10 protein-coding genes are annotated in these 13380 nt (G+C 38.7%); 5 read left to right on the forward strand and 5 right to left on the reverse strand.

Features of this window, described 5'->3' with window-relative positions:
• Positions 1–14: 14 nt before the first annotated feature.
• The 5 genes from ACS8FA_RS23030 to ACS8FA_RS23050 form a co-directional block, all read right to left on the reverse strand.
• On the reverse strand, positions 15–1271 hold the full coding sequence (locus ACS8FA_RS23030) for a PDDEXK-like family protein (RefSeq protein ID WP_439267341.1): 1257 nt from the start codon (positions 1269–1271) through the stop codon (positions 15–17).
• Positions 1272–1307: 36 nt separating this feature from the next.
• Positions 1308–1760 carry a DUF1810 domain-containing protein gene (locus ACS8FA_RS23035; RefSeq protein ID WP_165596929.1) on the reverse strand — a complete coding sequence of 151 codons (453 nt, stop codon included), beginning with the start codon at positions 1758–1760 and terminating at the stop codon, positions 1308–1310.
• A 50-nt stretch (positions 1761–1810) separates the two neighbouring features.
• A complete protein-coding gene (locus tag ACS8FA_RS23040) occupies positions 1811–2485 on the reverse strand; it encodes a hypothetical protein (protein ID WP_165596928.1) in 675 nt (224 codons plus the stop codon).
• Between the two features lie 27 nt (positions 2486–2512).
• Entirely contained in the window at positions 2513–3601 is a 1089-nt protein-coding gene (locus ACS8FA_RS23045) for a helix-turn-helix transcriptional regulator (RefSeq protein ID WP_165596927.1), read from the reverse strand.
• Positions 3602–3724: 123 nt separating this feature from the next.
• The gene (locus ACS8FA_RS23050; protein ID WP_193834156.1) at positions 3725–3865 is read right to left on the reverse strand and encodes a hypothetical protein; all 141 of its coding nucleotides are present in this window, start codon (positions 3863–3865) and stop codon (positions 3725–3727) included.
• 542 nt (positions 3866–4407) lie between these two features.
• Between ACS8FA_RS23050 and ACS8FA_RS23055 the strand changes: the two genes are divergently transcribed.
• The 5 genes from ACS8FA_RS23055 to ACS8FA_RS23075 are packed head-to-tail and all read left to right on the forward strand — an operon-like array spanning position 4408 to position 13303.
• Complete coding sequence (locus tag ACS8FA_RS23055; RefSeq protein WP_439267338.1) at positions 4408–5886, forward strand: type I restriction-modification system subunit M; 1479 nt, start codon at positions 4408–4410, stop codon at positions 5884–5886.
• Positions 5886–7646: a DUF262 domain-containing protein gene (locus ACS8FA_RS23060; protein ID WP_439267336.1), complete on the forward strand. Its 1761-nt coding sequence runs from the start codon at positions 5886–5888 to the stop codon at positions 7644–7646. The genes ACS8FA_RS23055 and ACS8FA_RS23060 overlap by 1 nt, the downstream gene beginning before the upstream one ends.
• Positions 7646–9118, forward strand: coding sequence for a type I restriction-modification system subunit M (locus tag ACS8FA_RS23065; protein WP_439267334.1), 1473 nt, complete (start codon positions 7646–7648; stop codon positions 9116–9118). The genes ACS8FA_RS23060 and ACS8FA_RS23065 overlap by 1 nt, the downstream gene beginning before the upstream one ends.
• A gap of 1 nt (position 9119) precedes the next feature.
• A complete protein-coding gene (locus ACS8FA_RS23070) occupies positions 9120–10322 on the forward strand; it encodes a restriction endonuclease subunit S (protein WP_439267332.1) in 1203 nt (400 codons plus the stop codon).
• Between the two features lie 2 nt (positions 10323–10324).
• Entirely contained in the window at positions 10325–13303 is a 2979-nt protein-coding gene (locus ACS8FA_RS23075) for a type I restriction endonuclease subunit R (RefSeq protein WP_439267330.1), read from the forward strand.
• The last annotated feature ends 77 nt before the right edge of the window (positions 13304–13380 follow it).

Genomic DNA, 13380 nt, shown 5'->3' on the forward strand with positions numbered 1-13380 from the left:
ATACTCACTTATAATTAGAGCTTTTCGTTCAATAGATGGTTATCATTTAAAACCTGAAACACCGTGTCCATTTCTTCCAAAATTTTATCGGCCATCGTTCCTTCATTTATCATTGACCATGCCTTAGTAGAGCTCTTCCAGTTTTGAGGATCAAAGTAGTAATATGCAGGCCAAAGTGGCGAAGCACCAATATTATTTTTAATTAACTCTCTATTCAAAACAGCTTTCATATTGCTGGCTTCGATACAATTTTTAACTTCTTTTCTAGAATTAAATTTAATTCCTAAGCATGGGCGATCAAAATTTGCGCCTTGAAACTCAAAGGAAATATACCCTTTATTATAATTAAGGATTATAAAGTTAATCTGCTCGTAATTTTTACCCGTACCGATATAGCTGACATCTAATTGATATAAACCTTTATTATATTTTTCTATAAATTTAGCTTTCACATCTCGTATCAACTTTTGTATGAGCTCTTTTTTCATCTTGTCTACATTGCTTGATATCTGAATGCTAGCTTCTATATTCTCTACACTTTTCTTCATGATCTCTAAAACTGCATTATCTTCGTTCATATCTTCTATTCCCATAAATTTCTTTTGAATAAACTTAGTTAGCTGTGCAATAAATTCACTGACACTATGATTCTGGCATTCTACTTGACACGCTTTGAGCCAACCAATCAAGTCACTAAATCTAAGATGGCTATATTGATTGCGGGTTATCCAACCTTCTAAAGTTTTAGTATCAACGCTATACTCGCTTGGTACGTCATTATCCTCGTTTAAGTAAACAAGATGCCAAGAATTGTGTTTTCTATTTTTAAGTTCAATAGCATAATCTTTCATTTGGTCAAGCTGATCTGCTGCATAAGGTTTATTTTCAATACAAATGCCGTAGCTGTCATCATCCACCTGACATCTTAAGTAAATATCCATACGGCGTTGGGTATTACTTTTCCCCGTTATTTCTTCAAGAAAAACGTCTGTTTTCTCAAGATTGTTAAGGAAAATCTGCCAGTTATCGTTTTTATGTATAACAGGCAAACAATACTCAACAAATAATCTTAAAAAACTTTCTTTCTGAGCATGACTTCCTTTAGGATCAAGCAGAGCTGCCAAAATACGACTAATTCCTAACTCATCGGTATTGATATAATCAAAAGTACTGAAGTCTGGAGACAATTGACGACTATAAAGTGCTTGCGCAGTCTCTAAAGCGTTAATCTTTTGGCTCACATCATTTATCAAACTTTGCACGGTACTCATACTCATCTATCCTCTTAAAATCTCACTCGGTTTTATTCACTTATATTGCTGGTCATTGATTTGCTTTAGCATCTTGATAGTGTTTATATCGTAACTGCCAGCAAAGGATTGGTGTAAAAGCTGCTCAAATACACACTTGTTACCAGCGGCAAAGGCAAATAATGTTAGCGAAGATTGCAGCTTCAAATTATCCGGTGAACCAAAGATATCCAAAGCGCTTTTATCAGGATGTAATAGCAGTAATTCAGCGCACTCTATTAACCGTGCTCCAAGCACCTCATGCTGCAAATACGCTTGTGCTTGCTCCAGACTCTCTATTGCAAAGCGTCGAGACATTTTACTGTGCCCCAACCCTTTCATCTGTGGAAAAATAAACCACATCCAATGCGTGCGCTTACGACCTTGGGTCAGCTCTTCAATCACTTGTGAATAGATAGTATCTTGATCTTGAATAAAATCATCAAATAAATCTTTATCTGTCTTTGTCATCTTCTGCATTCCTTGCGATTTAAATAATGAGCGTTTGCCTACCTGCCACGCTAACCAGCCACATATATTGCCCCCATCCAGCAATGGTCAGGTTTATCAATCATCCTATTGCCGTAAAACACTTCTGCATCATCAGAAATCCGACTTTCAACAGCAGTTGTGACGCTAAAGAATTCATCAAGAGATAGCTTATGATCGCTTTCAATATCAAGCATCATATACTCGATACTAAGACCTTCAGGAATTTGATTGAGCAGATGATTAACGGTACTCTTTATTTGTTCTGAATCTGGTATGTCCGTTGCCCTAGCCTGTATAAAATTGGCAGGCTTTTCAGCCCCGCAAGATTTTTTGATATCATTAACATCTATACCAACCTTATCACAATCAGATAATACTGATTCAAACACGGTTATTACCTGCCTGACTTCATCCACTTTGCAAATAATGATCCCGTCTATTACTTCGAATCTATCAATATGCTTATCTGTGGTTTGTAGCGCAAACAATGTGCAACCGACTTGTTGTTGTAGATTTAGCAATGACTGTTCATCCCAACCATCTTCGATAACAATAAACCCAACCTCAGACAAGAGGTAGCTATCTGATTGTGGCGTATATAAAGTAGCTAAAGGTATGGGCTCTATCTGAAGCTCATCATTATCTTCTTCGTTGATATCGTTTTTTATAGTCTGTTTATCTTTAATACTACTATCTACTGTCATACTCGGCCCCTCTTTAAAGTGAAATCATTAATTACGGTTATAAAGCTGCATCCCACTTTCTAGGCGCTCAAGAATAACTGTCTTTAGCTCTAATGGTTCAATGACAACGGACAATTGCGACATACTTACCAGCCAATCTTGCAGACGAGTCGTATTAGCAACTGTAGCGCTGACTTGACGCCAAGTGTCATCAATAATCGTAATCTTCTGATCTATCGATAATGGGCGCTCATAAAGATGCTGACAGGCAAATTTCTGTACTTTTAAAACCAAGTTGATTTCAGTATTTTTACCAAACTCTAGCTTGCCCAGCTTCTGTAAGCTATCTAATGTAAAAACGTCACGCCCTACCCAGTCAGGTATTGGCTTATCTACGGCTACCTCGGTAATACGATTGACCGCAAAGTTGCGATGCTCCTCTAGCAATACGTCATCATCGATATGATCATCAGCAGAATTAAAGCCAGTGAGATAGATCATATTGTCAATAAAGATCAGTCCTTTGGGATACACCATTCTTTGAACTGGTTTTTCTTCCCATTTATTTTGATAGACTATCCGTAATTGACGATTCTGTAGCAAAGCTTGATGAATACTGCCAAACACCTTACTATCAAGATTTGGCGCTTGCACAATACTAGGCAAGGTGACGAGATGATCTTGCCATTGCCCTAGTGGACTTTGATGAAAATTATCTTTGTCTTGTCGACGTAGTTGAGTAAGCTTGTCTGTGATTCCTTGTTTAAAAGATACTGGTAAGTAGTTGGCGGTATATTTATCAAGCATCTCCCAAAAGAACACGGTTTGCTCGTTAATAACATCAATACTAAAACTGGGTTCAATATAAAACCGTGCCGTCTTGCCACTGATATTCTTGCCCCATGCTGGCACCCGGATTAAGGCGTCACTATAGAATATGTCGTTAAAGATTCGATTTAAGCCAATCAGATCGTTCTCTAAATTTTTACGCTCATTTGTATAATTATTAGGATCATTACCATAGTTGTGCATAAGCTCTGTCAGTGACATAGCATCTGCTTCACTTCGAGGAAGGCTTTGATATAAAGCAAATAGACGTGCTGACTTTGTATAGCTGGTGATTGGATGTGCAGGCATAGTAGCTTCTCTATTAGACTGATGAAGTAATCAACTTATTATTAAAATACATATTCAATCAAAACGAACCAAAATCGCAGTGCCATTATCGTAAGCATTGCCATCTGAGTCATACACTTGATGCTAAAGCGTCTGTAGCAAATCATTGCTCAGTACTGAATCATGAATGCCGTCACTACAAATTTCGAGACTAAAGACGATGCCACAGGCTTGGGCTATTGTTTCAGTAAGAGTTTCATATTCATCACTTAAAGTAGCTGTCATATTCATTCGCTTATTATTTATTATCATTAAGACAAGTATAGTAGACTACCTATAAAATTATTTTCTAGGTAGTCTACTATTATAAACCTCATAGATTATCCCAAGACAATAGTTAGCTTTGATTGTTGTTAGATCTAAGGGTATATCGCTAGTAAAGATAAATGAATCTATATACTATAGTCTAATCTTTCACTCCTACTTATAAGCCATCAACACATTAGAACTGCCATAAAAATAATAAAATACTTACTCTTGCTGATCATTGTAGATTTATCAAACACTACTACTCAGGTGAAGATACCAAAGTTTTCGAGGGTACGTCGTTATCAACTTTAATAGGACAAAGAGTCGATTATTTAATACACCCTAGTACTAAAAATCGATAATAAGCACCGTCTTATATAGCTTAGCGAATTTTTTAGTTTTCAAAGAAATACTCAGGTGGCTTGGGCAATATTGGGGTTTGACGGAAAACCAGAGTATGATATAGACCATTAAACTACTACCTTCATTTATATTTGTTTTACTAAGAGAATCTATTAATGAGTGACGTTTTATCACTGTCCCAGTTAGAGCAATACCTTTCAAAAGCGGCTTGGATCCTAAAAGGTCCCGTCGATGCTTCAGACTTCAAAGTCTATATCTTCCCCCTTCTATTCTTCAAGCGTATCTCCGACGTTTATGATGAAGAGTATCAGCAAGCGCTAAAAGAGTCTGACGGTGATATTGAATATGCATCCATGCCAGAAATGCACCGATTTGAAATACCACAAGGCTGCCACTGGAATGATGTACGTGAAACGACTACTAACGTAGGTCAAACCATAGAACAGGCGCTACGTGGTATTGAGCAAGCTAACCAAGACTTTTTATACGGTATCTTTGGTGATGCTCAGTGGGGTAATAAAAATAAGTTGCCAGATAAGCTGCTGATTGATCTAATTGAGCATTTCTCACAGTATCGTTTAGGTCATGAAAATGCCAATCCAGATATGCTAGGTAATGCCTATGAATACCTGATCAAGCACTTTGCTGACTTAACTAATAAAAAAGCAGGTGAATTCTATACCCCACGTTCAGTAGTACATTTGCTAGGGCTTATTCTCGATCCACACGAAGGTGAGTCTGTCTATGATCCTGCCTGTGGGACCGGAGGTATGCTGTTAGAGTGTGTCGATAACCTGAAACATAACGATGAAGATTTTCGTACTCTTAAACTCTACGGCCAAGAAAGAAATCTAACATCCAGTGCTATTGCACGTATGAATATGTTTTTACACGGTATCGAAGATTTCGAAATTCTGCGTGGTGACACCTTACGTGAGCCCGCCTTTTTCCAAGCCGATGGCCTGAAAACCTTTGATTGCGTTATAGCCAATCCGCCGTTCTCATTAAAAGATTGGGGCGCGGATAATTGGGCTAATGATCCCTATGGGCGCAATATCGCTGGTGTGCCACCTAAAGGTAATGGCGATATGGCTTGGGTACAGCATATGGTTAAGTCCATGAACAGTACAGGCCGTATGACCGTAGTATTGCCTCATGGCGCCCTATTTCGTAAAGGTGCCGAAGGTAAAATCCGTAAAGCATTACTAGAGCAGGATATTTTAGAAGCCGTCATCGGCTTAGGTCCTAATGTATTCTACGGCACACAGTTAGCTGCTTGTGTCATGGTCTTTAAACAGAACAAAGATGCTGACAAGAAAGGAAACGTGCTATTTATCGATGCTTCTGAACAAATACGCGTGGGCCGTGCACAAAACCACCTAGAACCAGAGCATGTTCAGCAAATATACCAATGGTATAGCGATTACCAAGATGTTGAGAACTACGCCAAGATCGCCAGTTTCGAGGACTTAAAAGAAAACGATTTCAATCTCAATATTCCACTCTACGTAGAGAAAATTATAGAAGATAACTTGCCTACTGTTGAAGAAGCTATGGCTGATTTAAAACAAGCATGGCAAGCCAGCCTAGAAGCGGAAGAAAAGTTTAAAACAATATTAAAAGGATTCTTATAATGGCATATTCTAGCTTATCAATTAAACAACTGATTACAGATATCAACTCTAATAAATATTATTTGCCTGCAATCCAAAGAAAGTTTGTTTGGGGTGAAGGAAAAATATGCAGATTGTTTAACTCTATTATGCAGGACTACCCGATTGGAACTTTCTTATTTTGGGAATTAACAGCTCAGAAAGCCAATGAATATACGTTTTATGAATTTCTTAAGAACTATCATGAGCGTGACTCTAAAAATCAGCTAGTCAACTACGACTTTCCTTTTGAGATTCGTGGAGTATTGGATGGACAGCAGCGTATTAGTTCAATGTATATTGCTCTTCAAGGTGTGTATTGCACTAAGAAGAAATATGCAAAGACCACGAACAATAGCGCATATCCCGAACGTAAAATGTATATAAACCTATTAAATGATGAGTATGAGTTTAAATTCTTAACTGACAAAGATGCTCAAAATAGTAAAAGCGGTTACTTTTATCTTGTTAGAAATATTTTAAGTGAGCTCGAAGATTCGGATGCTGACTCTGACAATATTGTTGATAAGCTAATTGAAACTGATCCTAGTAGATCAGAGCTGTTAATAGAGAATAGAAGACAGGCAAAAAAGATAATTAATCGTTTACTCAATAAATTTAACGATGACCAGCTAGTGAGTTACTTCAAGATCATTAATAAAGACCTAGATGATATCTTAGATATTTTTGTACGCGTTAATAGCGGTGGGACGATATTATCAAAATCTGATCTTCTATTCTCTACCTTAGTAGCACATTGGGAGGATGGTCGTGACCAAATTGAGAAACTTATATCTGATATGAATGGCGAAGATGGTCTCTTTAATTTCAATACCGATTTTTTGATGCGGACATGCTTATTTATTGTAGATGCTCCAATGAACTTTAAGGTGCAGACCTTTAACTCTACGAACATCAATAAGATAAAAGATAATTGGGACCAAATTCGCAAGGCCCTAATAGATGCAGCAGCAATGCTAAGAGAGTTTGGCTTTAATAAGAAGCGATTATCCTCCAACTATGCTGCAACTCCATTAGCCTATTATTTATATAAAGGCGGAAAGGTCAACTCTACGACTAAGCTAGAATTAAGAAAATTGATTGTGCATAGTCTCTTGAAGCAGGTTTATAGCGGTCAAGCAGATACGGCCCTAAGTGGTTTGCGTGATGGCTTTAGAATAAGGTCTGACAATAGCGATGAGTACATACTTAAAAACACTAGCTTTAATTTTTCCGAGTATAAACACACGAGAATGTCAGGCGGGAAGAAGCTAACCATTGATACCACGGACATTGAAAACTTCTTAGAGTACAAAAAAGGGGCATTTAGCTTCTTATTACTTTCAACGCTTTATCCAGACTTGAAGTTAGATCAAATATCATTCCATCAAGATCATATGCATCCTCACAGCAAGTTTAAGCCCTCTATATTGAAGGAAGTTGGAATAGACGGCGAAACTATCAAGCAGTGGCAGGATATGCGAGATCAGGTCCCTAACTTGCAGTTACTCGAAGGTCGCGAAAACACTGTAAAGCAGGCTACTGACCTATCTAAGTGGGTGAATAATAAAGCTGATAATGCAACTTATTATCGAAAGCGAAATTATATCTTAGATGAGCAGTCATTAGAGCTAGCAGATTTCGAGGATTTCTTTGCACATCGAAAACAACTTTTAAGAAAAAAACTGTATGAGCTATTTGATGTGACTCATATTCAAGAATCATTTGAGGAGGCAGTATAGTGGCCAACCAAGAACTTGAGCAAAAAGCCTTAGAAAAATACCTTTGGGGTGCAGCTACTACCTTACGCGGCACCATTGATGCTGGCGACTACAAGCAGTATATCTTTCCTTTACTATTCTTTAAGCGTATCTCTGACGTATACGACGAAGAGTTTGAGAAAGCGTTAGCTGAATCAGATGGAGATATGGAGTATGCCGCCTTTGCAGAAAACCACCATTTCCAAATTCCAGAAGGTGCACGCTGGCAAGACGTGCGTGAAACTACGGTTAATATTGGCCAAGCACTGCAAAGCGCTATGCGCGCTATTGAGCAAGCCAACCCTGATACCTTGCAAGGCATCTTTGGTGATGCCAGCTGGACTAACAAAGAGCGCCTATCCGATGCCATGCTCACCAACCTTATTGAGCATTACTCGCAGCATACGCTTAATTTAGCCAATGTACCTGACGATAAGCTAGGTAACGCCTACGAATACCTAATTAAAGAGTTCGCTGATGATAGCGGCCATACGGCAGCAGAGTTTTATACCAACCGTACAGTAGTCAAGCTGATGACTATGATCATGGACCCGCAGCCAGGTGAATCAGTCTATGACCCTACTTGTGGCTCTGGTGGCTTGTTACTGAACTGTGCGCTACATTTAAAGGACGAAGGCAAAGAGTACCGCACACTCAAATTATACGGCCAAGAGATTAACCTGCTTACCTCAGCCATTGCCCGCATGAATATGTTTATGCATGGTATTGAAGAGTTTGAGATTGTACGTGGCGATACTTTAGCCAATCCAGGCTTAATAGAAAACGGTGAGCTTAAAAAGTTCAACGTGATATTGGCTAACCCACCCTACTCGATTAAATCCTGGGATAGACAGTCTTTCGAAAATGACTCTTATGGTAGAAATCTGTGGGGTACACCGCCGCAAGGTTGTGCAGATTACGCATTCCAACAGCATATTCATAAGAGTTTAGATTCAGATAACGGACGCTTCGCCATACTTTGGCCTCATGGCATTTTGTTTAGAGATGCAGAAGCAGCAATGCGCAGAAAAATGATTGAATCAGATCAAATTGAAGCTGTGATTGGTGTAGGTGCAAACCTGTTTTATAACTCACCAATGGAAGCGATGATTTTAGTCGGTAATACAAATAAACCGGCTAACCGCAAAGGTAAAGTTTTATTTATCAATGGGAAAGATGATGTAATTGATAATAAAGGACTTGCTTACCTAACGACCGGACACATCGATAAGCTATATCAAGCCTATAATGACTTTACTGATATTCCGCATTACTCAACAGTTGCTACTAATGAAGAGATTTTAGCGTTAGATGGCAATATGAATATTAATTTCTATGTTAAAAAAGACAACTCAGATAGTGATATATGCTTTTCAACAGCACTATCCGATTGGCAACAATCTGGTGAGGATTTAAAGGTATCGATGAATAAATTATTTGAGGCAGCTGAATAACATGAGTGAAGTATTTGAAAAAATAGTTGCTGAACTAAATTTAGATAGAAATGATTGGCAGCTAGTTAAGTTTGGCGATATAGCCATTCAACAAAAACAAACCGTAGATCGTGAAAATACAGAACTAACTCGCTATGTTAAAGGCGAGCATATGTATTCTGAAGATATTCATTTGCGTGAATGGGGTGAATTGAAGGATGAATACTTAGGACCTGCTTTTATCCGTAAGTTTGAGGAAGGGGATATTCTGTATGGCTCTCGCCGTACCTATTTAAGGAAGGTCGTAATAGCTCCCTTTAAAGGTATTACCTCTAATACTACTTTTGTTATCAAAGCTAACGAGGAAAAAATCGATAAGCGCTTATTACCATTTATCATGCTATCTGAAGGCTTTTCACAACACTCAATCAAAAATTCAAAGGGTTCTGTCAATCCCTACGTTAATTGGAAAGATATAGCGGGATATGAGTTTTTACTTCCATCTTTAACCTTACAAAATAAATTAAGTGAACTGCTTTCTGATCTAGAAGTACTTAAAGAAACAGAAATTTGTTTAAGAAATAAATTACAAACTACTTATGAGGCTTTTATTAAAGAAAATTGTTTGAACAATAAAGGTAGCTCAACAAAATTAAGTGAGATTATAGAACGTTTGGATTCTGGGGTTAGTGTTAATTCCGAAGAAGGGGAAATAACAGCAGAAGATAAAGGAATTTTAAAAACAAGTGCTGTTTCATATGGTTTTTTTGATCCTAATGAGTATAAAAAAGTTAGAGCAGACGAACTAACTAGGCTAAAAGGTAAAGTTGAAAAGAACACAATTATTATTAGCAGAATGAATACTTATGAACTTGTTGGAGCTAATGCATATGTTGAAGACATTCACGATAACTTATATTTACCTGATAGACTTTGGCAAACTCATATTTCAAGAAAAGATATTAATGTTAAGTTTCTATGGTTAATTCTATCCTCTAAACAGTATAGAGCAAAGATCTCCATGCTTTCGTCTGGCACTAGCAATAGTATGAAAAATATATCAAAAGAATCATTTCTAAGTCTTAAGGTGTATCTTCCAAACAAGCCTTATCAAGATAAGATAGTTGGGCAAGTAGAACAAATTGAAAAGTCTAAAACTGATTTATCTAAGAAATTAGAATATTTAATCAAGTTAAATAAATCAATAATAAATCAGGTATTCTAGACATGAGCTTCACTGAGTTAAATAGCGTAGAGCACTACATCATCAATCAAATGAGCGGCGTTAACTTAAATGTGTCTCAAGAAAGCAACCAAGTTAATGAGCCTCGCAGTCAGTATGGTACCCAGTGGCAGTTTCAATCAGCAGAGCAGCTTGGCCGTAGTGTTAATGAGGTAATAGTTGAATCGCAAGTAAAAGCGGCTCTATTGCGCTTAAATCCTGATATCCAAGCAAACCCTGCATTGGCTGATGAAGTCATTCATGCCCTACGCGCTATTTTAATTTCGGTGAACCAAGTTGGTTTAGTCAAAGCCAATGAAGAATTTTTCCAGTGGCTAACGGGCGAAAAGACCATGCCCTTTGGTGAGAATAATCACCATGTGTCTATTCGCCTGATCGACTTTGAAAACCTCGATAATAACCAATACGTCATTACCAACCAGTTTCGTATTTATTATAGAGAAACCAAAATACCCGATATCGTCATGATGATTAACGGCATTCCTGTCGTCGTTGGTGAAGCCAAAACACCTATTCGGCCCTCTGTTAGCTGGCTCGACGGCGCGCATGAGATACACAATATTTATGAAAACGCGGTGCCACAGTTATTTGTGCCTAATATTCTCTCCTTTGCTACCGAAGGCAAAGAGTTCTTTTATGGCTCTGTACGCTGTCCACTAGAGTTTTGGGCACCTTGGCGTCTAAGTGATGATGACGATGCTATCGCTAGAAGCTTTGGTTTAGGTGGCGTGGGTAAAGAATTAAAAGATCTGCTTAACCCTGCCCGCCTACTCGATATCATGCGTAACTTCTCCTTGTTTAGCAGTAATAAGAAAAAGCAGCGTATGAAGATCATTCCGCGTTTTCAGCAATATGAAGGTGCGAATAAAATCGTTGAGCGCGTGGTTGAAGGTAAAATCAAAAAAGGCCTAATCTGGCATTTCCAAGGCTCAGGTAAATCCTTATTGATGGTGTTTGCCGCACAGAAACTGCGCCGTGAAGCAAAGCTAAAAAGTCCAACCGTTATTGTGCTGGTAGATAGAACCGACTTAGATACGCAAATAAGCGGCATCTTCAATGCGGCCGACATCGCTAACGTAGAGAGCACAGAAAGCATCAAAGAATTGCAGCAGATGCTTGAGCGTGACACCCGCAAAATAATTGTTTCTACTATTCATAAGTTCCATGATGCTAAGCCTAATATGAATACCCGCGATAATATTATTGTGCTGGTAGATGAGGCTCACCGTACACAAGAAGGTGACTTAGGGCGTCAGATGCGTGCTGCGCTACCTAATGCATTCCTATTTGGTTTAACAGGTACGCCCGTTAATAAAGCAGATAAGAATACGTTTTGGGCATTCGGTGCCGAGGAAGACCAAGGCGGCTATATGAGTCGCTATACCTTCCATGACTCCATTCGTGATGAAGCCACTCTACCCTTACATTTTGAGCCACGCTTAGTTGATGTTCATATTGATAAAGAATCGCTTGATAAAGCCTTCGCTGACTTTAAAGAAAGCCAAGCCCTAAGTGATGAAGACGCCGATGCCTTAAATAAAAAATCAGCCAAAATGGCAGCCTTTTTAAAGTCGCCTGAGCGCATTACTAAAATAGCTGAAGATATTGCTATCCACTTTATGGATAAAGTAGAGCCTCATGGCTTTAAAGCAATGATAGTCACGCCAGATCGTCATGCTTGTGTACTATATAAAGAAGCATTGGATGAGCACTTCCCTGAAGCGGCCAGTAAAGTGGTTATTTCCACTACCGCTAACGATGATTATGAGTTTAAAAAGAAATGGGGTATCGACAAGAGCCAACAAGAAAAAATAGTTGATGAATTTAATGATGCAAGCTCAGAGCTTAAATTTATTATCGTCACTGCCAAGCTTTTAACCGGTTTTGATGCGCCTATCTGTCAGACCATGTACTTAGATAAGTCCATGAAAGACCATACCTTGCTGCAAGCTATATGCCGAACCAACCGTCTATATTCAGGCAAGACCTTTGGCTGTATTGTTGATTACTTTGGTGTGTTTGATGATGCAGCAAAAGCGCTAGAGTTCGATGAGCTAGGTGCTCAGCAAATCATTACTAACTTATCAGAGCTACGCGAACAGCTACCACAAGCCATGAATAATGCCCTATCCCACTTTGAAGGCGTAAATAGAACCTTAGAGGGCTTTGAGGGTTTAGAAGCAGCACAGAACGCTATAGCCGATAATGAGAAGAAAGATGCTTTCGCATTGGACTTCAAATTCTTATTTAAACTTTGGGAATCGCTGTCACCGGACTCAGTGTTGGATGAATATAACCAAGACTATAAATGGCTAGCTCAGGTTTATGAATCGGTTAAGCCCGCTTCAGACAGTACCGGAAAACTGCTTTGGCTGACATTAGGCGCGCAGACGACAAAGTTGATCCATGACAACGTGCATGTAGGCGGCGTGCATGTATTAGATGAATTTGTGATGGATGCAGATATTATCGAGGAAATCTTCAATAACCCTAGTCCCAAAAAAGTAAAGCAATTAGAGAAAGCTTTAATTGAGCGTTTTAAGGGTGCAGGGGATCTTCCCACCTTTAAGTCTTTAAGTGAACGCCTTGAGGCTTTACGTGATAAAGCAGAAAAAGGATTAGTAGCTTCAATTGATTTTGTAAAAGAACTTTGTAAGATTGCTAAAGAAACGGTGCAGGCAGAGAAAGAGCTAGAGATTGATGTTCAAGAGAAATCACCTACAGCGGCTTTGTCTGAGTTGTTTTTAGAGTTAAAGACTGATCAAACACCGGCCGTGGTCGAGCGCATTGTTGGTGATATCGACGCAATTGTAAGAATTGTTCGGTTCCCCGGCTGGCAAACCACCAGCGCTGGCGAGCGTGAAGTACAAAAATCATTACGCAAAGCACTTTTGAAGTATAAGCTACACAAAGACCAGGAACTGTTCGATCGGGCTTATGCTTATATTAAAGAGTACTATTAGGTGCATATGTCTACATGTTTTAAAGGATCAGCAACCTATGTTTTAACATTTCTGAGAACTTAACCATCTAAGATTTA

Origin of the sequence: Psychrobacter sp. 1Y1 (genome assembly GCF_051847395.2) — a bacterium.
Lineage (GTDB): Bacteria > Pseudomonadota > Gammaproteobacteria > Pseudomonadales > Moraxellaceae > Psychrobacter.

Bases quoted from the DNA above. Each gene is read 5' to 3' on its own strand.
- ACS8FA_RS23030 (WP_439267341.1), bottom strand. From the start codon at position 1,271: ATGAGTACCGTGCAAAGTTTGATAAATGATGTGAGCCAAAAGATTAAC.
- ACS8FA_RS23035 (WP_165596929.1), bottom strand. From the start codon at position 1,760: ATGACAAAGACAGATAAAGATTTATTTGATGATTTTATTCAAGATCAA.
- ACS8FA_RS23040 (WP_165596928.1), bottom strand. From the start codon at position 2,485: ATGACAGTAGATAGTAGTATTAAAGATAAACAGACTATAAAAAACGAT.
- ACS8FA_RS23045 (WP_165596927.1), bottom strand. From the start codon at position 3,601: ATGCCTGCACATCCAATCACCAGCTATACAAAGTCAGCACGTCTATTT.
- ACS8FA_RS23050 (WP_193834156.1), bottom strand. From the start codon at position 3,865: ATGACAGCTACTTTAAGTGATGAATATGAAACTCTTACTGAAACAATA.
- ACS8FA_RS23055 (WP_439267338.1), top strand. From the start codon at position 4,408: ATGAGTGACGTTTTATCACTGTCCCAGTTAGAGCAATACCTTTCAAAA.
- ACS8FA_RS23060 (WP_439267336.1), top strand. From the start codon at position 5,886: ATGGCATATTCTAGCTTATCAATTAAACAACTGATTACAGATATCAAC.
- ACS8FA_RS23070 (WP_439267332.1), top strand. From the start codon at position 9,120: ATGAGTGAAGTATTTGAAAAAATAGTTGCTGAACTAAATTTAGATAGA.
- ACS8FA_RS23075 (WP_439267330.1), top strand. From the start codon at position 10,325: ATGAGCTTCACTGAGTTAAATAGCGTAGAGCACTACATCATCAATCAA.